Origin of the sequence: Caballeronia sp. LjRoot29, assembly GCF_964252755.1 — a bacterium.
Lineage (GTDB): Bacteria > Pseudomonadota > Gammaproteobacteria > Burkholderiales > Burkholderiaceae > Caballeronia.
Window position 1 is genome coordinate 328,051 of record NZ_CAXUPU020000005.1, and the last position, 25,141, is coordinate 353,191.

A 25,141-nucleotide genomic window follows, 5' to 3' on the forward strand; every position below is an offset into this window, starting at 1 on the left:
CCTTTCACCTCGCCGACATCAACGCCGGGCGGCGGGCGAACCACGGCCTCGCGGCCTCAAGCTGCGCCGCCAGCCGGAACAACGTGGCATCGTCGTTTCTCCGCCCCGCGAACTGCACGCCGATCGGCATGCCGCGGGCGCTCCAGTAGAGCGGCACGGACATCGCCGGCTGACCGGTAAAGTTAAAAAGCTCCGTGCAGCCAGCCCAGTCAAACGCCTTCTTCGACGAAATCGCCAGCATCCGCCGCAACAACGGCTCGATCGGAACCGTCGATAAAACGTGCATCTGGAAGCGCTCGAATTGCGTCGGCTGTTTGGCGCCGATCCTGAACGGCGCGCCGGCAAGCGTAGGCGTCAACAAGACGTCATAGCGTGTCATCAGCGTAGCCATCTGCGCCGCGACCTGACGCTGCGTGTCGAGCGCAGCCGGGAGATCGCGCTCGCCGATCTTCCGGCCGATATGCGCCATGGTCCAAGACGCAATCTCAAAATCACCGCGCCTCGGCTTTTGACCACTGATGCGATCAGCGTGCAGCACGATCTCTTCGGCCTGTATTGACCACATCACGAGGAACGCGTGCGCAATCGCGCCAAAGTCGAGCCCGAAAGACGCGGGTTCCACACGATGGCCTAATGATTCGGCGAGCTTGGCGGCATCGTCGAGAGCGGCTTTTATATCCACCGATAACGCGCCGGCCAACTGTGGATCTTCCATATAGCCGATGCGCAACGGCACGCACGGCTCGCCGACAGCCTTATGGAAAGCGCCCGATTGCCCTGACGACGTGAGGTCGAGTAGCAGGGCGCTGTCTCGGACACTGCGCGACACGGCGTGATCCACCGTTAAATCGCCGGGTGCGGGCAGCGGTTGCGGTTGGACATCGTTCGATGGCTTGTAGCCGAACAGCCCGCAACACGACGCCGGGATGCGGATCGACCCGCCGCCATCCGCCGCGTGCGCGAGCGGGACAACGCCGCCCGCTACAGCCGCTGCCGCGCCTCCGCTGGAGCCGCCGGCGGTGTAGTCGAGTCCCCACGGGTTACGCGTGGGTCCGAACAACTCAGGTTCGGTATACGGCATCTGGCCAATTTCGGGCGTGTTGGTCTTGCCGAAAATGTTGAGTCCCGCCTGCTTCGAGCGCGCGACGATCGGCGAATCTGCAGTGGGCGTGAAATGCTGGAAGTGGCGGCAGCCCATGGACATGCGCAAACCCGCGACCGGCGCGCCGAGATCCTTGATGAGATACGGGACGCCCGCGAGCGGACCTTCGCCCAACGTGCCGGAACCATCGCGACCGTTGCGGCTCGCGCGGTTGCGGGCCGCCTGATAGTCCTTCAGGACAATCGCGTTGAGCGCGGGGTTGACGGCTTCGGCGCGCGCGATGGCTGTATCGATCAGTTCCCGCGCGCTGACCTGGCCGTTGCGCACGAGTTCGGCCAGGCCGATCGCGTCGTAATCGAGATACTCGGATTGCAAGGTTCCCCCTACTTTGATGCCGTTGTGTTCCGTCTTGTCAGGCGGCCAGCCGTGCAGTCCGCGGAGCAGTGCGCCGAGTTACGAATGCTCGCCAAGGAACGTCAGTGTGCGGCCGTGCGCCAGTGCCGATGCCGCTTGATTGTACGATGCGCGGTCCGTGCAATTGAAGCCGTGATCGGCGCCCGGGTACACGTGGACCTGCGCGTCCTTGCCCGCGAAACGCTGCTTGACCGAGTCGACGGCGTCGGACGGAATGTGGGCATCGAGCGCGCCGTAGTGGAATTGCATCGGCACCTTGACCTTGTCGGCCTGGTCGAGTTCGTTCTGGATGCCGCCGCCGTAGTAGGCCACGGCGATGTCGAACGCACCTTGCGCCGCGGACAAATACGCCAGCCGGCCGCCAAGGCAAAAACCTACGCCCGCGACCTTGCCCGTGACTTCCGGCAACGCGCGCAGCGCGGCGGCGCTGGCGGAGACGTCGGCGACTGCGTTCGCAACGTCGAGCTTGCCGTAGATTTCCATCGCCTTATCGCGGTCTGCGCCGTCATAGCCGAGTTCCACGCGCGGCTGGACACGCCAAAAAATATCCGGTGCCAGCGCGACGTAACCATCGGCCGCGTACTGGTCGACGACGGCACGGATATGCGAGTTCACGCCGAAGATTTCCTGGATGATGACGACGCCCGGGCCTTTGCCGCCTTTGGGCAACGCGAGATAACCCTGGAAGGTGTCGCCGTTGACAGGAATGTCGATCCAGCGGGATGTCACGGTCATGTTGAAGCTCCTGAATAAGGCTTGAATTGAGGGGGCGAAACGAGAGGGGGCGATAGCGACGAACCGCAGCCGGACAGTTTGCCACCATTCAATGCGCCTTGCTGGCGACGTCGCGGGCTGTAAAGTGGCTGTAGGCAACGCGCGCGGCGGCGCGTTTTCAGCGATGTTTCCGCCACTTTTCACTCTTTAAAGCGGCGAAGAGTTAATAGCGCAAACCTGCGTTCTTAACCGAATTCTTAACCCGGTCAATTGACGTGAAACAAGCGGACCCGATATTAACGGCATGGCCGGCTGAAACTAAAGCGCCGCCTCTAACTTCCCCCCGCCGCAGACATCGGGAAAAGTGCCAATCCGCTGAAGAACCGCATGAACAGGACCTTTCCGCACTGCACCAGCACACTTTCAAGCGCTTCTCAATACCTCTCTTATTAGTAGTCACACCAGTATCCTAAAAAACTTCCCCAAATTAATTTGACAACCCTACACTTGCGCGCAGTGCGGATGCTGGCCGTCATAAACGGCTTGCGGAAGTACGAGCCAAGTGCATGACGATGCATCCGGCGTGGTCGTCCACGGGGCTGAGCGAAACGTGATGAAACGGAGCACAGGGCGACACCGTTGTTTTTGGGACCGAAACTGGAGACTTACATGAACACCAAGCTTCACAAACTGTTGCCTATCAGCGCTGCAGCGCTAATGTTCGCCTCGATGGCAACAACCGCTACGGCCGACGAAGTCGTCAAGATCGGTCACGTTGCACCGTTGACCGGCGGTATTGCCCACCTGGGCAAGGACAACGAAAACGGCGCGCGCCTCGCAGTTGAAGAAATCAATGCCAAGGGTCTGACGATCGGCGGCCAGAAGATCACGCTTCAACTCGACGCACAAGACGACGCAGCTGACCCGCGTACGGCTACTCAAGTGGCGCAAAAGCTCGTCGACGATAAAGTCGTTGCCGTGGTTGGTCACCTGAACTCGGGCACCTCGATCCCGGCATCGAAGATCTATAGCGATGCTGGCATCGTGCAGATTTCGCCGTCGGCAACGAACCCGGTGTACACGCAGCAAGGTTTCAAGACGACGTATCGCGTTGTGGCAACCGATGCACAACAAGGTCCGGCACTCGCAAACTACGCGTCGAAGGACTTGAAGCTGAAGAGCGTCGCGATTGTCGACGACTCGACCGCTTACGGCCAGGGTCTCGCGAACGAGTTCGAAAAGACTGCAAAGTCGCTCGGCATGAACGTGATGTCGCATGACGCGACCAACGACAAGGCTGTCGACTTCCGTGCAATTCTGACGAAGATCAAGGGCGAAAACCCGGACGCGATCATGTACGGCGGCATGGACGCCACCGGCGGCCCGTTCGCCAAGCAAGCCAAGCAACTTGGCCTGCGCGCACGTGTTCTGGCGGGCGACGGTGTGTGTACCGACCAGTTGTCGCAACTGGCTGGCGATGCAACCGACAATATCGTCTGCTCGGAAGCCGGTATGGCGCTCGAAAAGATGGCTGGCGGCGCGGAATTCTCGGCCAAGTTCCAGAAGCGTTTCGGCGCGCCGATCCAGATCTACGCTCCGTTCACGTATGACGCGGTGTACATCATTGTCGATGCTATGAAGCGCGCCAATTCCACCGATCCGGCGAAGATTCTGGCAGCGATGCCGAATACGGATTACAAGGGTGTGATCGGCGAAACGACCTTCGACTCGAAGGGCGACCTGAAGCACGGCGTGATCTCGCTGTACAACTACAAGGCAGGCAAAAAGACGTTGCTGGACGTAGTCAAGATGTAATTGCCGCGGGCGGTCAGGGTCGTGATGTTTTGACGAAGACCGCCTTCGATGATTTTCATTCTTAGAAAAACGCGCTGATTTCGGTCCGCGCGTTTTTTTTGCGCCGGGATTTGGCGGATGGTGAGTGAGGAAGCGGCTGATCAATCCGGCGGCGGCTCGCGCCGTCCGTTTAAAGCTTGAATTTACAGCTTCAACTGCCTCATGATTCTCGGCCCCACGAGCGCGATCAGCGCCGAGCAGGCAGCAACCACCGATAGACCGACTGGCAGCGTGCTCAGTTGCGCCACGCCGCCAATCAACACCGGCCCGAACAGCAAGCCGAAGTAGGCCAGTCCTGCGACCTGCGCGAGCCCTTCCGCCGGGCTCACGCCTTCCACGCGCGCAGCCGCGGCAAACAGCACCGGCATCATGTTGGCGAGGCCCAGGCCCATCAGCGTGAAACCGGCAAGCGTAACGATTGCATTCGGCAGTAACAGTGCTGCCACCATGCCGATAAACGCCAGCGCCGCGCTCGCGAAGATGAGTTGCGGCGCCCCGAAGCGGGCGCGCACTGCATCGCCGCCGAAACGCCCGGCCGCCATGCCGCCCGTGAAGGCCGCGTAGGCCGCGCTGGACAACGCGGGCGTGGCAAGCACGATGTCACGCATGTAGACCGTCGCCCAGTCGTACATGGCCCCTTCAGCGATCAATGCGATCAGTGCAAGGCCTCCAAGCGCCCACAACGCTTTGGAGCGCCAGCGATTCGATGACGACCGTCCGCCATGCACATCGTCTGCGTGGGGGACGTGGGGCAATACAGCGGGCATGGACACCAGGAGCACGATCACGCTCACCACCGACGCCAGCGCCAGATGCGCTTCCGGCGGCATGCCGTGCGCGAGCAGCGCGCCGCCGGCCGCCGCGCCAGCCATCCCGCCAACACTGAACATGCCGTGCAGCGACGACATGATGGGCCGCTCGAGCGCTTCTTCAACGGCGCTGGCTTCGGCGTTCATCGCGACATCGAGGGTGGCCATGCTGAAGCCGAACAGGGCCAGCACGACCAGCAGCAGCCAGTAGAAGGGCGCGACGAGGATCAGCGCCCCGCAGATCGTCATGCCGATACCGCCGGCCAGGCACGCGCGGCGAGTGCCGACCCGCGCGATCCACGAGCCATTGGTGAGCATCGCGACAATCGAGCCTAGGGCCACCGCCAGAAGCGCAATAGACAGCGATCCGGGGCTCAGGTGGAATTTGTCGCGCACCGTGGGCACGTGCACGCCCCATGAGGCATACAGCATCCCGGCGATGAAAAACACGGCCATCGTCGCGTAGCGGGCGCGTTCACGTTTTGCCGCGGGCAGCCGCCGATGCACGGCGTTCGGGGTGTCGTGCCCGACGGTGCGGGCACTTGAGACAGATTCGGACACGGGAATTGCTCTCTTTGCCTGCTTGTTTTAACGGCCGGTCTTCCTGGTGACCAGCGAAGCTTTCAATTCTATCGGGTTGCGGACGGACTGGGTTTTAGTGCTTTAAGATCGTAAAGGCCGCTCGCTGGTTCTAATTGATTCGCTTGGCCTGGCCGCTGATGAGTTCTCTCGTGAGGTCCCGCTTTGAATATCCCGTCGCATGCTCCGTTGCATCTGTTGCATCAAGTGCCGCACGGCACGCTTGCCACGCACTCACGCGAGCCGCGCGGTTTTCCTTATCCCACTGCATTACCGTTCGCACCGACTGCCCGTCACGTGCCAATGGTGCTCATTAGCCATCTGGCCGAACACACGCGCAATCTGCAACTGGACGCACGCGCGGGTTTCCTGATTACCCAAACAGCAAGCGATACCATTCTCGAAGGACAGCGTCTCACCATGCTCGGCTCGTTTTCTCCGGCGCCGCCTGAATCCGTCGATGAATTGTCGCGTCGTTATCTGCGTTATCACCCCGATGCCGCGCGTTATCTCGAATTAGGTGACTTCACGTTCTGGGTCATGTCGCTTGAGCGCATGAGGTATATAGGCGGCTTTGGCGCTATGGGCTGGCTGGATGCAACGGCGCTTGATCCACTCGAACCGTTATCCGAACTGAATGAACTTCGTCTTATGGAATTATTTGCCGATTCTCCCGATCGACCGGCGGATCTCGAACTAATGGGGATAGACAAATATGGTTGCGACCTGCGGACTCCTGCCGCGCGCAATCGTTTCACCTTTGATAAACCGAAACAAACCCGCGCAGAATTGAATGACGCGTTGATCGATTGTATTGAACGGCATAGGTGATTGTCTGAACTCGTGATCACCAGATTCGTGTCTTTATGTCGCTAAATTACGAGATGACGTTACAGCGATGAGAAGTTTGGGCAAACTCGCACGGGATGGAAGTTTTAGCCGATATATTTCTCGTTATTTTCATTTCATGAAAGACCTTGCGGGTTAATTTAACAATGAAAGTAAGATGAATGCGATGTTTCGGTCGCATTCAGCGAATATCACAAATTGTTACGGACGGCCGCTCGACTGAATTGATTTAAATCGATGACATCGAAACACGCGCGCAATCCTAGTTGTGTTAATCTGCGATTCATTGAGAGGCTTAACGTTATAACCGGAACGGGCAACGACTCGTACATTGCAAACCACAAGGAAATCATCATGCCGTCTTACAAGGAACTTCTCGCACAGCGCGAAAATCTCGAACGACAGATTGAAGAAGCGAAGTCGCGGGAATACGCTGAAGTTCTCAATGAAATCAAGCAGAAAATGACCGACTATGGGATCACGCTCGCTGAATTGGCAGGTGGTCGCGGCGGCAAGAATTTGAAGAACGCCGCGCGTCCGCGCGCTGGCGTGGCACCGAAGTATCGCGATCCGGACAGCGGCAGCACGTGGTCGGGCCGCGGCAAGCCACCGAAGTGGATTGCAGGTCAGGAACGTGACAACTTCCTGATCCAGAAGTAATAGGGCGATTGTTTAAAAAAGCCGCACCATTAAATGAGTGCGGCTTTTTTGTATCTGCGCGGCCCTTGGCCAATGCGGGTGCGCCTGAATCATCTGGCTGTGACATGTTGCGCGGCAATATCGAGATACAGCCGAGAGCGCGTCATGTTTCATGTAAGCAGATGATTTTTATGGCATTTTTTGGGTTTTAAGCAAGTATGTCGAAGCGTGGCTTGGTAAAATCTGCCAACCGATGACTTCGAGTGACGACATGTCGCAATCAACCGTGCACGCTGCGGAAAAGCAGGACGTAGCACGCAAAACCACCTTCGCGAGTATCGCGGTAAATTCTGTGCTGATGGCGGCGCAGATTGTCGTGGGCGTGTCTGCGCATTCCCAGGCATTGATTGCCGATGGTATTCACTCACTCGCTCACCTGGTGTCGGATTTCATCGTGCTTCTGGCCAATCGGCATAGCGCAGCCGCTCCTGACGACGACCACAATTACGGTCACAGCCGTTATGAAACAATCGCTTCATTATTTCTCGGCGCGCTGTTAATTGCTGTCGGCGTGGGGATGTTATGGCGAGCCGGTGAGCGCATTACCAATCTTCAAGACATCCCAGAGGTTCACGCAGGCGCGCTGATTGTGGCGGTCATCGTTCTGATTTTTAAGGAGTTATTGTTCCGTTATATGCTCCGTGCGGCCGAACGCGTGAGATCGGCACTATTGATCGCAAATGCGTGGCACGCTCGTTCGGACGCAGCTTCGTCGCTGGTGGTCGCTATCGGTGTTATCGGAAGTATGGCTGGCTGGCGGTTGCTCGACCCTATCGCGGCCGCAGTTGTCGGTTTTATGGTCGCACGGATGGGTTGGACTTTCGGATGGGATGCTTTACAAGATTTGTCTGATCGCGCACTGGATCATGCCGAAACCAAAAAATTACGCTTGCTATTGAGTAGCACGCCCGGTGTTCGCGATGTGCATGAATTGCGGACGCGGAAAATGGGTGATCTCGCCATAGTCGATGCCCATATTCTCGTCGATCCCCTCATTTCAGTTTCAGAGGGCCACACCATTGCAGAATTGGCGCGAGCGCGCTTGCTGACGAATACCCGCATATTGGATGCATTGATTCACGTCGATCCGGAAAATGACGAGGCTAACCCGCTGCCGGGCAGAATGCCAACGCGTTCGACGGTCAGCAATACGCTAAGCGCGGTATTGGGCGCCCATGGCCTCACATACAGCGCACTGAACTTGCATTATCTGAGCAGCGGTTTTGATATCGATGTCACGCTTCCCGCGGACTTAACCGAAGATCAAGTGGCCAGTCTGGAAAGCGGCGATTTTGATGCACTCAAGCAACAACTCGGCGCGCGCGAGATTCGGTTTATGCAAACTGTAAGAATCATGCCGCGCGTTGTTCTTACTGAATCCAATGCTGTTTCGCGCGCTACATAGCGTGTTGGCGCCAATCTATTTAAAAGCTGCCTTATAGCGGCAATTGTGTGTCGAATTTAATTTCGCGCAGGACTACGCTGGTTCGAACTTGCGCGACTGCGGGAATCTTGAAGATGCGGTCGTGGAGAAAAGCGTCGTACGACTTGATATCCGGCGCGACTATTTTCAGGATGTAATCGGCCTCACCCGTGGTGCTGTAGCACTCGGTGACTTCCGGGCACGTGGTGATTTCCCGTTCGAATTGCTCAACACCGCCTTCTGTATGGCGTGTGAGATGAATATGAGCAAGCGCGCAGACATGCAAACCAAGCTTTTCGCGATCAAGTAACGCGGTGTACCGCTGGATCACGCCCGATTGCTCCATGTCCTTGATACGCCGCCAGCACGGAGTGCTTGAAAGCCCGACCTGGTCGGATATCTCCTGAACTGAACGGCGGGCGTCCAGTTGCAGAAGTCGCAGGATTTTTTGTGAAAACGTGTCGAGAGTCAACTGCGCCTCCTTTCGGTCGCTACCAAGTCCAATAGTAGAGGCGGCAGAAAGGAAGTGCAATGTCAAACGCCCAGTGTGAGCAATATTGCCTAACTCAACGCCCAGACTGCGCGTTTTGTCCTTCGATGTCAGTATTACCCGGCGTTTCGCCAGCCGCTTTTAATGACGCCAGCAGCGCCCGCTGAGTCCGCAATTCGGCCAGCATATTGCAGAAAAGGGCGCCTTGTTCCACGGCGTCGTCGAGCGCGACGTGCGTGTGCGGGAGTTCATCGAACCAGTGTTTCGGCAAACGCGGCTTGATCGCCTTCCGATACGGCAGATCGGTCAGCGCGAACGCGAGTGTCTTTATGTCGAGCGCGGACCACGAGAACGGGCAGCGTTCAGCGAATCGCATCATGTACCAGAACATATAAGTGAAGTCGAAACCCGCTGGATACGCGACGAACACCGGTTTGCCGGGCAAAGCCTCGACCCATTCCACATACGCGCGCAGGGCCGTCAGCGGCTGTTGGAGGTCGGTCCGGCATGCGGCCCATGCCTCGGGCTGGGTTTTCCACCAGGCGGCCTGAACCGGATGTGGCGCCGCGCCCTCCAGCGTTTCGAGATTGGCTGAAAACGTGCTGATTAGTTCCTTGTGTTCCGTGTAGGCCGCCGACGCAAAACTCAGCATCGAGTGCGGGCCCGGGATGGGTCCGTCAGCTTCAACGTCTGTACTGACGTAGATTTCAGGAATGGCGATGGCGGTGCTCATGTGCTTATCCGGTCGGCGACAAACGGGTTGGTGCGGCGTTCATGTCCGAACGTGGAGGTGGGACCGTGCCCTGGTACGAACGTGACATCATCGCCCAGCGGCCAAAGCTTTTCTCGGACGGAGCGCACAAGGTCCAGCTGATTGCCACGTGGAAAATCCGTGCGGCCGATCGAGCCTGCGAACAATACGTCGCCAACCAGCGCCACGCGATTCACGCGGCTGAAGAAGATCACGTGGCCCGGTGTATGTCCGGGACAGTGATAGACCTCCATGGTTTCATCGCCGAACTGAACCGAGTCACCATCTTGCAGCCATCGGTCGGGCGTGAACGCCTGTGCGTCGCCAAAACCGAAGCGTTTGCTCTGGGCTGGTAACTGGCCGATCCAGAAAGCGTCTTCGGCGTGCGGTCCGTGGATCTCGACGCCGTAGTGATCGGCGAGCGCCTTTGCTCCGCCGCAATGATCCAGATGCCCGTGCGTGAGCAGCACCTTGTCGACGGTCACCTCGAGTTGTCCGATCGCGCTGATGATCCGCTCGACTTCACCGCCTGGGTCGACCACGACGGCACGACGCGTTGTCTCGCACACGACGATCGAACAATTTTGCTGGAATGGTGTCACTGGAATAAGGGTGACGTTCATGGCTCGTTAACCGGGAGATGGCGGGACGTGTAAAAACGTCCATTGTAACGGGCGAAAACCCGGGCTGCGGCAGCCCGCCGAGCGTTAGCCGAACGATCGAGTGTGCCTAAAAAACAGGCAAAATCTGCAATTTTTACGCCATCCGAGAAAATAAGTAACATTTTGTTCATCTGCGGACGGTCGGGCTACGTGTTTGGGTATAATCCGGCCAGTTGTGCGTGGTATGAACATGCCATCAATGGGCAATGAGAAACACGAGTAGCGCGTTTTTACAATTGTCATCAAGTACGCAATTCGGAGCCAAAACGCTTCGAAATCGCAATCAAGCATCGGTTTAACCGATGTACACGTCTTGTCCAGCCAGGTGCGATGCGCCTGCCAACGGCCTTAGCTGCCGTTACGCTGGATGGGGCCTACGCCGCCGTTCCTGCGCAGTTGAGCGCGCAAGAATGTGTGATCCACGTTCGATGGCGGCATGTGGGGTCTGGTCAGGCTGCCGGGGACAGGTTGCGCCAGACGTGAAAACTAACCGGGCATTTGCGGCGAGGTACGCCGCACCCGAGCACTAGCTCGCCGTTCGACTTTTCGAGCGGTGTATGCGTTTGCGCGGAAAAGCCTTGAGCTGCCTACGCACGTCCGCGTTTTGTCGGATGGTGAGGCGGCTCTAACCGTTGATCACACGTCTATGAATTTACGACTAACCCGGCATTTCGGGAGTCTTTTGGTCTTTGCAATCCTGACGGGTTGCGCCATGCCGCCTAGTGGCGGCGATCAGGCCAGCGCGCTGAAAACCGGCTCGCAGCTGACCACCGCAAACAACGCCGCGAACCCGGGCCGAGGCTCGACGCGTCTCGCAGCACCGCTCGCTTACGACTCCCAGCTGAATGCATTGCCTTCGTCGGCCAGCAATTCGTCCGGCACATCCTCGCTTGCCAACGCGCAGCCGATCACGTCCGGACCCGATGTCAGTGACTTCGAGCAGCAAGGTCGCGCCTCCTGGTATGGCCGCGGCTTTCACGGTCGCAAGACGGCCAGCGGCGAGCGCTACGACATGCACGCGCTCACGGCAGCGCATCGCACATTGCCGCTTGCTTCGTGGGTTCGTGTGACCAATGAAGCGAATCAAAAAACCGTCGTCGTCAAGATCAACGACCGCGGCCCGTACGCACGCGGCCGGGTGATCGATCTTTCCTATGCAGCCGCTGCGGTACTGGGCATGCGCGGCGCGGGTGTAGGCAAGGTCAAGATCGAAGGCTTGACGCAACAGGAAGCGCGGGCGGCGGCGCGAGATCAATCGCTGGCGTCTAACAACTCGGTCGACTGATCATCGTCAACTTGTCTGCATAAGAAAAGCGGGCCGTTTCGACGGCCCGCTTTTTATTGCCCGGCGCGATGCCAGGCTCACTCGTCCTCATTTGCGTCCGGTTCTCCGCGCGCCTTATCCATCGCCAGCGCTCTTGTATAAAGCGCATTGCGCGATGCACCCGTCAGCGTAGCCGCCAGTCTTGCCGCACTGCTCACCGATAACTCCGCAAGCAACGTCGCGAGCAACGCATCATGAGCGTCGTCCGCAGCCTCCTTTTGCGGCGCGCCTTCCACTACAAGAACGAACTCGCCGCGTTGCCGGTTTGCATCGCCGGAGAGCCACGTTGGCCCTTCGGCCAGGGTGCATCGATGGATGCTCTCATGTAACTTGGTCAGCTCACGAGCAATCAGCAATTGCCGCTCGCCACCGAACGCGCGCTCAAGCGCCTGCACCGTTTCCACAATCCTGTGCGGCGCTTCGTAGAACACCAGCGCTTGCGTGTGCGTGAGCAGCGACTGCAGTTGCGTGTCGCGCTGCTTCGGTTTAGTGGCAAGAAAACCGATGAACGAAAACGTGTGAACCCATGCGCCGGCTACGCTGAGCGCGGTGGTGAGGGCGCTCGCGCCCGGCAAGGGAATAACGGGAAAGCCGGCTTCGCGCACGGCATCGACCAGCTTTGCACCGGGGTCGGAAATGCCTGGCGTGCCTGCGTCGGACACGCACGCAATGCGCTCGCCATTGCGCAGATGCGCGATCACGTTCTCGGCCGCGCTGCGCTCGTTGTGCTCGTGTACCGCGATAGTCGGCTTCGAAATGCCGTAGCGCGACAGGAGTTGCGACGTGTTCCGCGTGTCCTCGGCAGCCACGCGGTCCACGAGTCCGAGCACGTGCAGCGCGCGGACCGTGATGTCCGCAACGTTGCCGATCGGCGTCGCGACTATGTAGAGCGCGCCAGTCGGAAACTGCTGGCCAAGGGCCAATTCGGAGAGTGGAGTCATGAGGGCGGGTGGCATGCGGGGAACGTCATTGTGCCATGCGATGAGAAACAACTTTTTGGGGAACGGCATGTCGAAAACGATCGGAAGCGCATTCGAGCAACGCGCACTTGAATATCTGCAACGGCAGCGACTGCGTTTTGTCGCCCGCAACTTCACCTGTCGCGGCGGCGAAATTGATCTCGTGATGCGTGAGATCGGCAGTCAGCGGGCACTTGTATTCGTGGAGGTACGCGCGCGTCGCAGCCGTCAGTTCGCCGCAGCGGCGGCAAGTATCGGTGCGCATAAACAGCGGCGGCTGGTGCTCGCGGCGCGAGCATTATCTGATGACGTGGCGCGGACCGTTACCCGTGTGCCGCTTCGATGTAATCGCGTTCGACGCGGGCAATATCGTTTGGCTACGCGATGCTTTTCGCGTCGATACGTCGTGAAAACGGCCTTATCTTAGGTGACGCGGACAGCGAGTGCGGTAAACTGCGCGGAGCTTGCATGCCGTGTTTGATCAAGGTCTTAGCTATCTTCATGGTCGCAATGGTCTTATGTTCAGCCGCTGCGCCAAGTGGTGAAGCACCATAGAAGTAAATGATCGAAGTAGTCCGTCAATGAACTACCGCGCATGGCGCGGCCGATAACCGAGAGTCGATGTCCGTCGAACGTATCCAGCAACATTTCCGCGAAAACGCGGCAGTCCATCGCGAAGCACTCGACACGCTTGCTTTCCCCATCGCTGCGGCCATTGACGTGCTGTTCGGCGCGCTCGCCAACGGCTCGCGAATCCTGACGTGCGGCAACGGTGGATCGGCGGCAAATTCACAGAGGCTTGCATCTGCGCTGGTCGGACATTTCGAGCGCGAGCGGCCTGGTTTGCCGGCCATTGCGCTGGACGCGAATGTCCTGACGCTCACGGGCATTGGCAATAACTCGGCGTTCGAAGAGATCTATTCGAAACAGATCCGCTCGCTTGGGCAGGCCGGCGACGTCCTGGTCGTGATCTCGACGTCGGGTAACTCGGTCAACCTCCTCTCGGCTATTCAGGCCGCGCATGAGCGCGAGATGTTCGTGATTGCGTTGACCGGTGCGGGCGGCGGCGTGATCAGCGAAGTGCTCGCCGATACCGACATCCATATCTGCGTGCCGTCCGAACGGCCGGCACGAATCCAGGAAGTCCATCTGCTAACCATTCACTGTCTGTGCGACGGCATCGACGCGATGCTGCTGGGCGACGAATGATTCTTAAGGGGAACGAGTTGATGAAAACGACACGCGTCAGGTCGACGCTAGCCAGGGCCACGTTGCTGGCGAGCCTGTTGTCAGGCGTTGCGCTGACCCTGCAAGGTTGCCCGCTTGTGGTTATTGGCGCCATGGGCGGCGCAGTGGGCGGCGGCACGCTCGTCGCCACGGATCGCCGCACGCTCGGCGCGCAAACCGAGGACCGCGAGATCCAGGTGAAGGCGAAGTCGCGTATCGGTGAATCCTTGCCTGACCAGGCGCACGTCAGCGTGACCGTGTTTAACCGGCGTGTGTTGTTGACCGGCGAAGTGCCGAGCGATCAATGGAAGCAGAAGGCCGAAGAGGTCGTGCGCGGCATCAACAATGTGAACAGCATTGTGAACGAGCTCGCTGTCCAAGGCGCGAGTTCGCTGTCATCGCGGACTAACGATGCTTATCTCGAGAGCCGCGTGAAGGGTGCGATGGTCGGTGAGAAAGACATGCGAGCGAACTTCTATAAGGTGGTTTGCGAGCGCGACACGGTGTATCTGATGGGCCTTGTCACGCGTGACGAAGGCGCTGCGGGCGCGAATGTGGCGGCGCAGGTTCCGGGCGTTGCACAGGTGGTCAAGGTATTTCAGTACATCAAGCCGGAAGATGCGCAGGCGTTGTCGGCCGCGGCCGCGTCGGGCGCGAGCGCGCCGGTGGTAACGCCTATCGACAGTGACAATCCGACTGTCGGCGCGGTACCGGATTCGTCGGTAAGTTCAAAGCCGCTCGATGGGCAGTCGCCCGCGCCGGTTGTGAACTCCGCTGTGCATCCGGGTAATCCTGCACCCGCCGCGAAATGAAGCGGTGGTTTCGCATGACCGTCTTCACGGTGATGATCGCCGCCGTGGCCGGCCAGGATGCGTTCGCGGCCGACGCACCCGCTGCTTTTTCCCCCGCCGATGCCATGAACATCGCTCGCCAGAATGCCTGCATGGGATGTCACGCGGTGGACCGCAAGCTGGTTGGGCCATCGTTCCAGCAGATCGCCGCGAAGTATAAGGGCGACGCGCAGGCGCAGGCGCGGCTTGAAACCAAGGTCAGGGAGGGCGGGAGTGGCGTGTGGGGCGTCTTGCCCATGCCGTCGCATCGGACCATGAGCGGGGCCGATATCAAGACAGTTGTTGGCTGGATTCTCGCGGGCGCGCCCTCGAAATAAAGTGCGCCGCAGGTGGCCTTGGGGCCTTGTCAGACGGTCTTAAGGCTGTGCTAGAATCAAGACACGATGGGGGGGTAGCTCAGCTGGGAGAGCGTCGCGTTCGCAATGCGAAGGTCGGGAGTTCGATCCTCCTCCTCTCCACCACGGTTAATTCGCAGTAAATGACGTGTGCGACTTGAATCATTCGGTTGCAGTAGATGCAACGTCTAAGTTAATGCAGACGATGCAATCGCTAGGTTTATGTGCTTTCGCGGGCTGGCAGGGCGGTTGCTTCAGAGAACTTGCGAGGTGTGCTTCCACCGCAAAACCGGCTATAAGCCGGTTTTGTCATTTGCGAGTGCGGAGTTAGTAGGCTTGTAGCTCAGGCGCGCCCCTGAGTAGGCATCTTCGAGACGTCGCGATTGTCTTTGTCGAGTTTGAGAATGACGCTTCCTTACTCAAAGGAACTGTCAGTTAAGGTTCGTGCGCTTCACTTCGATCATTTCAAGGCGAAGAACGCCAGCCTATGCCAAGTGCCCTGCGGCATTGCTCCTACAGGAGATGTACTACGGCGCCCCTCGCTCCCATGAGCCAAGGTCAGACAGGTCGAAATTGCTCGTAGTCAAAGAACGGGTCTCGCGTACCAGTTACCACTCGCATGCCCAACAAGAGTGCGCTGATGAACTTCTCAGCAGTGCGCTCGCGCAGGAGCAGTTGTTCGATGAAAAAAATATTGTGAAAAAGAAGACCATCAAACAGATCACCTTCCTTGTTCGCATCGACGATCTCGGAGAACTCCACCGAGCGCCTTCCGAGCGTGCCTAAGATCAGGTTCACCTCAGCCATAAGCTCGCTCTGCTCAGCTGAAATGGCCATCCTAGGAGTAAGGCTAGCGCCTTGAAGAACTCGAAGCGTGTGCCGGACCATTGAAGCATCATGAAGTCCTCCATGATCGGAGAGAGATATCACTATCTTTACGATGCGGCGGTCATTTCGGGTCAATTCCGACCCATCTGTGAACCTAAGCTTTTCAGTTTTTCGAAGCTCAATCTCTTGTTTGGCCAGTTGATTAACGCCCGTCACAAGACCACGAGCTAGGTCGGCGGTCAACTGTAGGTCGTTACCGGAATTGGCTAGCCTCGTCAGTGCCTTTTTCTTGAATTCACACAACAAGATGACGGCGTCGGTCTCTATGATGAGATCTGAGTCCCCGGACTTCGCACCCTTCCTTCCCAAGTCACCGCGTCGGCAGGAAATACCTAGGCCCTCCATGCGTGCAACCATCCGAAGCTCAAATGATTTGCCAACGCGACCACTAACATCCACGTCGAACTCAGACAATTTAGACAGAAGTCGCGAAAGGAAGGCCGGTCCCAAGAATGGTCGAGGGGCGATCCAAAACCGGGTCTCGGAAGCGGTTGCGATGGCGCACTCTCGCGTGTCGGCGCTATGTGCATCTGCAGGCAGTTGAAATGTCGAATTCGGCTTAGTCAACACAAACGCAGAAATCAATGCCTGTGCAGCCTGCGATCCGACGCGTCGCTGAAGGGCGGCGTTAAACACGTCAATCTTGACAAACGTCGACTGTGCGTTCTCTTTTGACATACCAACCAACAGCTCCCAAAAAATCAGAGCATCGGGAAGCGACCAGCCTGCTGTCTCATTTTCATTTGGGAACTCGCTGAACAAGTCGTGCAGCAACGTGTGCATGACATCGTGCCGACACTGCGGCACAGAAAACAGTTCGTCGTAACGCTCGATGTCCACCAGCACTTCCAGCATACGGTGCGAATACGGAGCGTGCATCAACTCGTAGCCTGAGAACGGTTCCACATCATATAGGGCTGCCAAGTGCGTGGCCGCCGTTTGCACCGCAGACCGTGACGCTTTCGGCGAAGCCATTGCACGTTTTCGACCCAAGCTCCTCAGGGCCAGTCGGTACAGGTGCCCGCAAGGTAACAAGCGATCCATCTTTATGTTCATCAAATCTGGAGCCGGATGCAGGCGCACTCGTCCGACAACCGGGTCGTATCGTCGCACAGGATCTCATCGAGAAGTACCATTGCCTGAGTGTCCCCCAATGACCTTAGCGGATACCAGGCTGTATTTGCGAGACGCTCCCACTCGTCCGAAGATGGAATACTCACTTCATCGCCGACAAGCGATAGATCTATACCCTTAGACGTGAAGAAGTTGACTGCGTGAGCGAACGTAACGTCTCTTGGAGCGATCTGCTGCATTGCGCTTCTCTGAGGGTCGCGACGCGATACGTATGCCAATGCAACGCGAATTGCGGAAAGCCATCTTGCATCGGAACCGGTCACGACTGCCACATTTCCCGCTGACCGTAGCGCATCACGTAACACATGGGCGACATCGAAATATGGATTTAAATTCTCGCCTCGCACAAGTCTTGCCAAGCCGCACTCTTTGGCTATCGCGCCAAGCTCGTCCCCTATTTGGCCGTTTAGAGGGGACTCAGAATCCGCAGGATTTTGCGATCCTTCGAACAGCCTCTGAATGCTCGCGTAGGTGTCCTCGTGAGATACGTACTCGCCGGCAGCAAACTCCTCGAGCTGTGAAGCGATATCTACAGCATGTCGGAACGCATCAAAACGAGCAAACAAATGTGGTCTCTTTGTCATTGTATTTCTTCGGAAAGCGGCGGGGACATTGATATAGATGATCGCCAGACTCAAAACCTGAGGGTGCTGTGACGAATATGTGGCGGTCACGCACTACAAGCTGTAGGTCACTGGTTCGAGAGCGGTCGCCCACTCCATTGAAAAATCACCGACCTAGTTCGCGAACATGTCCGATATATTTCCGATGGAGCCTTTTTTATCAATTTCGCCACAAAAATAAGTTCGTTCGAATCTGCAGAAATCCGCGGTGCCTCTAGGCTGGCGGCTTGAACGTAAAGCGGGTGGAAGGACGAGCGTTGAACAAGCTCAACAGGACCTCGCGATCCTCTTCTCTCCGGACCAGAATATGAATGTCGGGTTCCCAGTCGGTAGCCGTTGCCACGCAGTTCCGACCGCCCGGACAAGGTGATCGACCGGGATCCACATATGCGCACCCCATACGTAGGAGCCGTTGATCGTGAATGGAACTCCGAATTCATAGCGCCAAAGCCCTGTCATCTTGTCCAGGAATGAGCCCGCGTCAATGAGTGGGGCCGGGATCTCTGCGAGACACTTCTGGGCATCCTCGGACGAGAGACCAAGTTCAGGAATGGCACGAAGCAGACGTTCTTTCAATGAGCTCCGGTCGCCGACAACCTGCGGAAATATTCGTCGATCTTCATATCAAATATTCCCAAATTTCGAACGATCTAACCATTTCAATCAAGGATGCTAAAGTCGCAATCGACGATCAAACGCGTCGCCTCCTCATCCGTCAGGAAATCTTTCAGCATAGTAAAGGCGTCATTTCCGGAGCCATCCAAGCTGCATGTGAGTTCGAACTTTTTTGGATGCTCATCGTCATCGAGGTCCATCACATTGGCATCGCGGAGGGCATCGAAGTACCGGTGCATCTCGTCCTGCGAGATTCTTAAGCGCTGATGAAGCGTTTGAATTGGCATCGAGAGACGATGAGAAAATCCGCTCTCCTCGCCATTCTGCAACACGTAAAGGATGACTTCGCGCTGATTTCGCGACAACGAAATGAGGCGGTCGTGCAACTCGCAAATAGTCCTGAAGTCTTTCTTCCATTCGCGACTGTTCACTTCTTCCACCGTAGCGGTGAGATAGCGTTCGGCAGTCGTCGCGGGCTTGCCATCGACTTGCTCCGCACCGGCCAGGAGACTGCCCGGGTCCAGCGCGCGCGAGACGCCGGGCAACTGCGCATCGACGAAGGCGCTTAGTGCAGTCAGTTCTTCGAGGCTGATGGTCTCGGCTTTTGCCAGAAGGTCGTCGATGTCAAGAATATTGGTTTTGGGATCGAAGCTGAAATGTTTTCCCGTATCAAAAGTCGTAGTGTAGTTTTTCTTGTCAACAAGCATCAGAACCCAAAGCTGGTGATAGGTCTTATAAAGCTCGCGACTGTTGAATGTTGCGATTGTTTTCTTGATCTTCTCGGAAGCCGATGTGGCCGTGACCTGAAAGCAGAGCTTGCGCCTTTCATCGGCGAGGTCAATCGCCGCTTCGTTCATTGAATCGTTGTTGACGTTCTTTAGGTCGTAACCATAGACGTGGTTCAGTACCGTGGCGAAGAACGACTCGCACTGCCGATTCAAATCGGTCTTCCCCTGCTTGCTCATAGTCTTGACCATGAAGCGCAAAACGGAAAGTTTCATTACCACGTTCTGATAGACGCGAGCTTTCTCTAGTGGCATCGCTCCTCCTTCGTTCCTTTTGTCCGTCCGCAGTGTTCCTTGAATAGTTACTCCGCCGCTACCCAGGGATCAGTTTTTTGACTTCCATTTCGGCCGATGCGGGCATTTCGTCCCGCTCGTACTGTCGAACTTTGGCGACGATGTCTTTCGCCCGGTCGATTTGGTCCTTGCGCCATTGCGGTTGGTCATACGACAAGGAGAGTCCGTCGAAGACCGTGAAGACGTAGTCGCGCAGATTGATGGCGCTATAGAACGAAAGGCCGACAATGTACTTCTCCAGGAGGTAAGAATCGTATATGTAGCCGTTGTACGTATTCCAATACTTGACGAGTCGAATTGTCGGTTTGATCTTGTAGAGCTCTGCCATGTTCTTGGCGGTCAGCGTCGCATTAAAGTCGTTGGGGTTCGTGTCCTGCCATGCATTCGGCCCGTTCGGGATTCGGTATCCCGACCACTGCTGCTTCAGCGCAGGGACCAGATCAAACTTGATGTGATTGAGCTGGAGCACAACGCTCGGCGATGACTGCTTGATGTCAGAGCTTGCATAGTAGGCTTCGGCAAACCGCTTCAGGCGGTCTAAATAGGTCTGCGGTGTATAGCCGCCCTCCGAGAACACGACCATGTAGTCGATGTCGGAGTGCTCGTCCATCGATCGCGGCAGGGTTGTTCCGCGTGTTGACGAGCCGAAGCGGAATTGTTCGCTCAAGCCAGTGCCGAAGTAGCTCGCCAGCCTCGATTTGATCGTGCTGATCGATGTATTGATCGAGCTCTCTTCCGTGGTGGATAGCACGGCGGCGCTCGCACGCGCTTCTAGGTAACTGATGACTGACACTATCGCGCCTTCCTTTTATCGACCCTATGCGCCGCTTCGCCCTGGTCAATGCCAGCGCGGGCGATCTCAAAATCCTTTCGAGAGAACTGCGCGCTCGCCTGATTGAGCTCGTTACGACGTTTCGTGAACTCATCCAGTCCGGCGATCGCAGCCTGTTCGTCGCAAGCGTAGATTAGCTTGATCTCGCGAAATACGCGCACGTCGTTGCGGAGAGTCAGATACTGATCGCCGTTGCCCTTGTGTCCTGAGGCTCGCTCCGAAGGTTTTAGGAACGTCATCAATGAAGTCAAAATGGCGACGACCGCCGACATGATCCCGGCTATGTCGCTATAGCTCTTGAAGAATGCTGCGCCCGCGAGAGCGCTCAGCACGACCGAAGGAATGCCGAGCCAGTAGTGATAGCGCGCCCAGCGATCTCCGGCATTGAAATGGGCCTTGCCCGAATGAATGCAATCTTCCTCGATGCGTTCGAGTTCAGATTTGATTGCAGGCCGGGGATCTGGCGTAGCACTCATCGCACTATTCCAGTCGTGCCGCTTGGGCAGCAGCGTGGCCTGCAAGCGTCGTCACGAATGTCTTAAAGCTCGACATGTCGGACAGCGATGCGTACTCACCAGTGTTCGCGGCGGTGCGTGGAGAGGTCATCAGGGCTGCAGTCGTGTATAGCTGCTCTTTCGCGAGGCGCTGACAAAGAACGTCGTACCGTTGCAGATATGACGCGCCCTGGAATTCCTTGAAGACCGGGAAGTGCGGAGAGGCGTCTCGGACCGGTTTTCTTGACGCCGGTTCGTCCTCGACCAGCATCATCCAGCCGACGAAAGGCTTCGGTTGCTTACCGAAGGCGTCCTCGCGGTACGCTGTCCAAAGATCATGGGCCGTGCCAATAGCTTCTTCGGTACGGTTATTGAAGTTGTTGCCGAACGAGGGGCCGACCTGACTCTTGAGCTCGATCGCGGCAATCAGCTCTCCCTTGTCCATGACGAGTAGGTCCCAAAGCTTGGTTGGACGAAAGTATCCGGGCCGCGTTAGAACAGCGCGCTCCTGGTGAATCTTCGCGTGCGCAAGGCCGTTCGCTTTGATGATGTCTATCACGAGCGAGACAAACCCGTCCATGTTCTTGCCGCCAGTGACGCCAGCGCGCTCGCCCTGATCGACCTTGCCTGCTTCAATCTGCTTTTGTTTTGCCTTTTCTCTGTTGCCCCAAAACGCCATCACGGCTTCACGTGTCTTGCGTTCGTAGTCGACCAAATCAAGCGCCATTCTTATTCACCATTTCCCCCTAAGGCCGATCTTTCCTCTTTGGACAACCCATAGAGTTTGAAGGCGGCACGATTGCAGGCAGCGACGTCTTGCACCTTCGCAGCTTCTTTCAGTTCTAGCCGAAGACTGGCCGGTACATCTTTCCAGTTCGGCACACGGATGCGGCGGAGGTACTGCGCCTGAAAGCGCAGGAAGCCGCCGCGCATCTTTGTCGAGTACGTCGCAATGAAGAGGCGCGCAATCGCAGACAGCAGCACAGCCTGCAGCGCGCGCAGATCCCATTCATCCGAAGTTATAAAGTATAGATTGTGGTGAGGGTAGAGCTTGCCATCTTCATAGACGATGTGCGATTCACCCTTGATATCAGGGACGAGGAGTTTTGGCCTCTTTGTCAACGATGGCGTTATGCGGTCAATGGTGCGATACCAATTTGCTGGGACCTTCTTTGCACAATGGCGACCCGCGATTGCCTCCTTGCGTGCCTCAAGGTAGCGCTTCAAGCGCGGATATTCGGCAAGGTCAACCAGACCACCACCGACTGCGAACGGATTGACCACACCGTAGCCACGCCATTGCACCGTGCCACTCATTATGTCCCGCGTCATCGCCAACGGCTCTTTGCGATCGTCCTCTACGTCGAGAGCATCCAGCTTGCCGATAAACGCTTGATCCGCACCGGTTGCGACGCCGATACCGACCTTGCATCCCACGTCTTCAATAACAGGAAAGTCTCGCTCCAGACGGCGGACAACGGCGAGCTGGTCCGAAGATTCAAGAATCCAAGGCTCCGAGCCCGCAGTCACCCCGGCGAGCTCACGTACCGCTCCGGGTTCCTTTGGCAGCTTCTTTGCATTGAGAAGGACGGCCAGGCTAGACAATGCCGCGCTGTCAATCGCGGGCCGATGCGCAAGACGCGTGACGCCCGCCTTCTCGCGGGTGATGACCGTGATCGCCGGATAAGCAGTGACCTCAGCGTGGAACGCTGGAGTATCCGTCATGTCAACGTGCACCTTCAGGTGATACCCGTCAGCCACCAGGGCGCGCAGCGGACCGCCATAGCGGTTCTTCATCCAGCGATCCGCGCAAATGAAGCCTAACGCCCCACCTTTCTTCAGTAGGAGCAATGAGCGCTCGATGAACGGAATGTAAAGGTCAGCGCGGTCGTACATCGTGACGTACCGGCTTCGGTACTCCGCGAGGAGCACGGACGGAATCATTTCCTGCCGGACGTAGGGCGGATTTCCAACCACCACATCGAAGGATTCGGGCAGGGCTGTCAGCAAGAAATCCCCGTGTAGCAGCCAGCGGTCGGCAATCGCGCTCGCCGTTCGCGCCGCGATGCCGCCCCCGGCCAAGCGGGCGACGATCGCAGCATGGGTGCGGACGAATGTGCTGCGGTGAAGTTCGACCGCGCGGATACACCCGCCGAGGGTTTCCAACGGGCGCGCTGTCTTGCCGCTTGCGTTCCAAGCGACCAGAAGGCGATCGATCGCGGGCAGCAGGAAGTCTCCGTCGCCGAACGAAGGCTCGAGCAGCGTCAACTTGTGCAAGGGCCGGTCAGTTGTATAGCCGACCAGGTCAAGGATGAAATCGACGACTTCACGGCGCGTGAAGATCGCTCCGCGTTCTTCAATACCGCCGGCGTGTGCGAGCTCCTCCACCGCTGATATGAGGGCGCAAAGGTCGGGGAATGAAGGCTGGCGCAAGAGAAGATCGTTCATATGTAGAGCGGTGCTCGGTTGTGCTTGTGGCGGGCTTGTGCTTTTGTCTGTGCCTGGCTTCCGGTCGTTGCGGTAGCTATCAACGATCGGTCATTTGCAAACGCTTTCACGTGAGCTCACGATATGCAACTGTGGTGGCTTGCTAATTCTTGCTTTGCCGGTCCTTCCGCCGTTAAGCCCTGTGAGTGCGAGCCCAAACACAAGCTGATCCAGTTCCCCAACGGGGACGCATAGTTCGCTGGCGATGTCGACTTTGGATATGCTTTCATCACGCAGGGCCACGAAAACTTTCTGAAGAATCTGAGACGCTTCGCGTCGCCCTTCGTCGGGCTCACTCTTTCGATACCCGCGCGATGATAGCTCGATGTAGAGTGACTGGTAGTGCCAATCACTGAGCACACCGACTGTGTGCAGCCGATAGGTCAGCGCAGCAACCGAAACGGTCCAATATTTTTTAAGCTTGATCAGATGATCAAGGGTTGCCATGCGCGGCGCATAGGCCAGCACACTCGATCGCGGCATCAGAAACGCTGAGGCGAAGGTGTTCGCTTGGCGTTCCGCCTCGCGACCTTGCGGTGAGCCGTGACGATGCAGGACCAGATGCCCGAGCTCGTGCGCGGCATCAAAGCGGCTGTGTTCGGCAGACTTCTTCGTGTTGAGGAACACGAAGGGCGTGCTCTGTCGCCACATTGAAAACGCATCCACCTCGGCAGCATCGACCGAAAGCGAGAAGACACGCACTCCTTTAGATTCGAGGAGATGGACCATATTCTTGACCGGCAGCTCACCGAGAGCCCATTGCTGGCGCAGCGCAAGCGCCGCAGCTTCCGGGTCATCCTCACGGCTCAGATCGGGAAGATCTTGTGTCGGTAGCTCGAAGCGCGTTTCGATCCAAGTGTTCAACATCAAGGCGATGGCACCGGTGCCGAGTGCAGTGTCGCGCTGACCAGCGGTCATCTTTGAAAGCGCGCGGAAGCTGGCAATGTCCGGTGTCGGTTCATCCAGATCGTCCCCAAAGAAGAATGCTTCTGGGAAGCCTAGGACCTCGGACAGTTTGCTCAGGCGGTCATCGTCCGGACCGAACTCACCCTTTTCGTAGGCCGAGACCGAGCGCGGCTCAACGCCGATCGCTGTGGCGAGCTTGGTCATCGTGAGCCCGCGTCGTTTGCGAGCCAGCGTGAGTCGGGTCGGGTTAAATAATGCGCCCTCAATCATGCTCGACGCTTAACATCGACGTCGATGTCTGGCTGATGCGGTGGCGAGGGCGGCGTGATCTCCAGGATTGCCGGATCGGTCGGGATCGCACCCAGGATGATCCGCTCTTGCCAGCCATCCACGCGACCGTCTAGGCCCATCGACGTCGGCAACGATAGTTCGCATCGGACTTCGCCATGCGCGCGGTGGACCAGCAGAATCCACGTTATACGCTGCACATCCAGGTGCCCCGGGCGCGCTTGCGGCGGCACTTGCGCCGGTGGAAATACAAGGTCGAGCTGCAACTGATTCGAATTCACCGCGTCGGCAGTACTCGGACCCTTCGAGGACTTGGTGGTGGGCTGCGCGTCGGCGCGCCCGGTGGCGTCGTCGCCCGTGGCGACGGCGATCGCCACCGTGCCTGCCGAGTTGACCACCAGCGAATAGTTGTTCTCGTCGGACCGCTGCCATTCGGGTAGGAGGTACTCGCGCAGGCCTCGGACCATCGTTGCCCAAGCGCTGAAGCCGGGGAAAAGCGGCGGATCGTTCGGCGTGCAGGAAGCAAAGGCCACGTAGCCGCGCTTGACGATCTCGGCGAGTCGTACTTCGTTAAGCCCGAGCTGCGTCAGGCGGCTGCCGATGTCTCCGGCTTCAATATGGGTGTGTGTCACTTCTGTTTCCTTTTCGCGCTCAGACGATAACTTCCGGTTTTTATACCTTAAATAAGGGGGAAAAACAAGAAGTTGAAGATCGTTCGCAGTTTTTTCACGGCTACGTTGACGTCACGGTTTC

General features: G+C 57.7%; 24 protein-coding genes, 1 tRNA gene and 1 pseudogene. 10 read left to right on the forward strand and 16 right to left on the reverse strand.

Features of this window, described 5'->3' with window-relative positions:
• Positions 1 to 4 precede the first annotated feature (4 nt).
• Both ACSQ83_RS09000 and ACSQ83_RS09005 read right to left on the reverse strand, forming a co-directional pair.
• Positions 5 to 1,477, reverse strand: a complete 1,473-nt coding sequence (locus tag ACSQ83_RS09000) for an amidase (protein ID WP_436227881.1) — start codon at positions 1,475 to 1,477, stop codon at positions 5 to 7.
• Positions 1,478 to 1,555: 78 nt separating this feature from the next.
• Entirely contained in the window at positions 1,556 to 2,251 is a 696-nt protein-coding gene (locus tag ACSQ83_RS09005) for a dienelactone hydrolase family protein (RefSeq protein WP_436227882.1), read from the reverse strand.
• A gap of 648 nt (positions 2,252 to 2,899) precedes the next feature.
• Between ACSQ83_RS09005 and ACSQ83_RS09010 the strand changes: the two genes are divergently transcribed.
• A complete protein-coding gene (locus ACSQ83_RS09010; protein WP_414947578.1) occupies positions 2,900 to 4,045 on the forward strand; it encodes a branched-chain amino acid ABC transporter substrate-binding protein in 1,146 nt (381 codons plus the stop codon).
• A gap of 182 nt (positions 4,046 to 4,227) precedes the next feature.
• Here the strand turns inward: ACSQ83_RS09010 and ACSQ83_RS09015 are convergent, their stop codons facing one another.
• Positions 4,228 to 5,454 (reverse strand): MFS transporter, encoded by a 1,227-nt coding sequence (locus ACSQ83_RS09015; protein WP_436227883.1) that lies wholly within the window; start codon positions 5,452 to 5,454, stop codon positions 4,228 to 4,230.
• A 183-nt stretch (positions 5,455 to 5,637) separates the two neighbouring features.
• Between ACSQ83_RS09015 and ACSQ83_RS09020 the strand changes: the two genes are divergently transcribed.
• From ACSQ83_RS09020 to ACSQ83_RS09030, 3 genes are all read left to right on the forward strand, one after another.
• Positions 5,638 to 6,303, forward strand: a complete 666-nt coding sequence (locus tag ACSQ83_RS09020) for a HugZ family protein (protein ID WP_436227884.1) — start codon at positions 5,638 to 5,640, stop codon at positions 6,301 to 6,303.
• A 372-nt stretch (positions 6,304 to 6,675) separates the two neighbouring features.
• Positions 6,676 to 6,981, forward strand: a complete 306-nt coding sequence (locus ACSQ83_RS09025) for an H-NS histone family protein (protein ID WP_060817484.1) — start codon at positions 6,676 to 6,678, stop codon at positions 6,979 to 6,981.
• 250 nt (positions 6,982 to 7,231) lie between these two features.
• A complete protein-coding gene (locus ACSQ83_RS09030) occupies positions 7,232 to 8,425 on the forward strand; it encodes a cation diffusion facilitator family transporter (protein WP_436227885.1) in 1,194 nt (397 codons plus the stop codon).
• Positions 8,426 to 8,456: 31 nt separating this feature from the next.
• Here ACSQ83_RS09030 and ACSQ83_RS09035 read toward each other — a convergent pair whose 3' ends face one another.
• From ACSQ83_RS09035 to ACSQ83_RS09045, 3 genes are all read right to left on the reverse strand, one after another.
• Positions 8,457 to 8,915, reverse strand: a complete 459-nt coding sequence (locus tag ACSQ83_RS09035) for an Lrp/AsnC family transcriptional regulator (RefSeq protein ID WP_031357026.1) — start codon at positions 8,913 to 8,915, stop codon at positions 8,457 to 8,459.
• A 94-nt stretch (positions 8,916 to 9,009) separates the two neighbouring features.
• Complete coding sequence (locus tag ACSQ83_RS09040) at positions 9,010 to 9,666, reverse strand: exonuclease (protein ID WP_414947575.1); 657 nt, start codon at positions 9,664 to 9,666, stop codon at positions 9,010 to 9,012.
• Positions 9,663 to 10,307: an MBL fold metallo-hydrolase gene (locus tag ACSQ83_RS09045; RefSeq protein ID WP_436227886.1), complete on the reverse strand. Its 645-nt coding sequence runs from the start codon at positions 10,305 to 10,307 to the stop codon at positions 9,663 to 9,665. Before ACSQ83_RS09045 ends, ACSQ83_RS09040 begins: the two co-directional genes overlap by 4 nt.
• Before the next feature lie 685 nt (positions 10,308 to 10,992).
• On the opposite strand from ACSQ83_RS09045, the gene ACSQ83_RS09050 reads away from it, so the two are divergent.
• On the forward strand, positions 10,993 to 11,631 hold the full coding sequence (locus tag ACSQ83_RS09050) for a septal ring lytic transglycosylase RlpA family protein (RefSeq protein WP_414967086.1): 639 nt from the start codon (positions 10,993 to 10,995) through the stop codon (positions 11,629 to 11,631).
• Positions 11,632 to 11,708: 77 nt separating this feature from the next.
• Here the strand turns inward: ACSQ83_RS09050 and rsmI are convergent, their stop codons facing one another.
• Positions 11,709 to 12,611 (reverse strand): 16S rRNA (cytidine(1402)-2'-O)-methyltransferase, encoded by a 903-nt coding sequence (gene rsmI / locus ACSQ83_RS09055; protein WP_436227887.1) that lies wholly within the window; start codon positions 12,609 to 12,611, stop codon positions 11,709 to 11,711.
• Between rsmI and ACSQ83_RS09060 the strand changes: the two are divergent.
• From ACSQ83_RS09060 to ACSQ83_RS09080, 5 genes and pseudogenes are all read left to right on the forward strand, one after another.
• A pseudogene (locus tag ACSQ83_RS09060) lies at positions 12,610 to 13,039 on the forward strand (YraN family protein). The gene rsmI and the pseudogene ACSQ83_RS09060 overlap by 2 nt on opposite strands.
• A gap of 211 nt (positions 13,040 to 13,250) precedes the next feature.
• Positions 13,251 to 13,838 carry an SIS domain-containing protein gene (locus tag ACSQ83_RS09065; RefSeq protein WP_436227888.1) on the forward strand — a complete coding sequence of 196 codons (588 nt, stop codon included), beginning with the start codon at positions 13,251 to 13,253 and terminating at the stop codon, positions 13,836 to 13,838.
• 20 nt (positions 13,839 to 13,858) lie between these two features.
• Positions 13,859 to 14,668, forward strand: a complete 810-nt coding sequence (locus ACSQ83_RS09070) for a BON domain-containing protein (RefSeq protein ID WP_436227889.1) — start codon at positions 13,859 to 13,861, stop codon at positions 14,666 to 14,668.
• A gap of 14 nt (positions 14,669 to 14,682) precedes the next feature.
• Entirely contained in the window at positions 14,683 to 15,024 is a 342-nt protein-coding gene (locus ACSQ83_RS09075; protein WP_414967088.1) for a c-type cytochrome, read from the forward strand.
• Positions 15,025 to 15,092: 68 nt separating this feature from the next.
• A tRNA-Ala gene (locus ACSQ83_RS09080) sits at positions 15,093 to 15,168 on the forward strand.
• Positions 15,169 to 15,600: 432 nt separating this feature from the next.
• On the opposite strand, the gene ACSQ83_RS09085 is transcribed toward ACSQ83_RS09080, so the two are convergent.
• From ACSQ83_RS09085 to ACSQ83_RS09125, 9 genes are all read right to left on the reverse strand, one after another.
• Positions 15,601 to 16,905: a hypothetical protein gene (locus ACSQ83_RS09085; RefSeq protein WP_436227890.1), complete on the reverse strand. Its 1,305-nt coding sequence runs from the start codon at positions 16,903 to 16,905 to the stop codon at positions 15,601 to 15,603.
• Positions 16,906 to 16,985: 80 nt separating this feature from the next.
• The gene (locus tag ACSQ83_RS09090) at positions 16,986 to 17,648 is read right to left on the reverse strand and encodes a hypothetical protein (protein ID WP_436227891.1); all 663 of its coding nucleotides are present in this window, start codon (positions 17,646 to 17,648) and stop codon (positions 16,986 to 16,988) included.
• 698 nt (positions 17,649 to 18,346) lie between these two features.
• Positions 18,347 to 19,342, reverse strand: coding sequence for an SMEK domain-containing protein (locus tag ACSQ83_RS09095; RefSeq protein WP_436227892.1), 996 nt, complete (start codon positions 19,340 to 19,342; stop codon positions 18,347 to 18,349).
• A gap of 58 nt (positions 19,343 to 19,400) precedes the next feature.
• The gene (locus ACSQ83_RS09100; protein WP_436227893.1) at positions 19,401 to 20,174 is read right to left on the reverse strand and encodes an SMODS domain-containing nucleotidyltransferase; all 774 of its coding nucleotides are present in this window, start codon (positions 20,172 to 20,174) and stop codon (positions 19,401 to 19,403) included.
• Positions 20,174 to 20,734, reverse strand: a complete 561-nt coding sequence (locus ACSQ83_RS09105; RefSeq protein ID WP_436227894.1) for an SLATT domain-containing protein — start codon at positions 20,732 to 20,734, stop codon at positions 20,174 to 20,176. Before ACSQ83_RS09105 ends, ACSQ83_RS09100 begins: the two co-directional genes overlap by 1 nt.
• Complete coding sequence (locus tag ACSQ83_RS09110; RefSeq protein WP_436227895.1) at positions 20,694 to 21,434, reverse strand: PaeR7I family type II restriction endonuclease; 741 nt, start codon at positions 21,432 to 21,434, stop codon at positions 20,694 to 20,696. The genes ACSQ83_RS09105 and ACSQ83_RS09110 overlap by 41 nt, the downstream gene beginning before the upstream one ends.
• A gap of 2 nt (positions 21,435 to 21,436) precedes the next feature.
• A complete protein-coding gene (locus ACSQ83_RS09115) occupies positions 21,437 to 23,155 on the reverse strand; it encodes an Eco57I restriction-modification methylase domain-containing protein (RefSeq protein WP_436227896.1) in 1,719 nt (572 codons plus the stop codon).
• Positions 23,156 to 23,245: 90 nt separating this feature from the next.
• Positions 23,246 to 24,370, reverse strand: a complete 1,125-nt coding sequence (locus tag ACSQ83_RS09120) for a helix-turn-helix domain-containing protein (RefSeq protein ID WP_436227897.1) — start codon at positions 24,368 to 24,370, stop codon at positions 23,246 to 23,248.
• Positions 24,367 to 25,020, reverse strand: a complete 654-nt coding sequence (locus ACSQ83_RS09125) for a hypothetical protein (RefSeq protein WP_436227898.1) — start codon at positions 25,018 to 25,020, stop codon at positions 24,367 to 24,369. Before ACSQ83_RS09125 ends, ACSQ83_RS09120 begins: the two co-directional genes overlap by 4 nt.
• Positions 25,021 to 25,141: the final 121 nt, after the last annotated feature.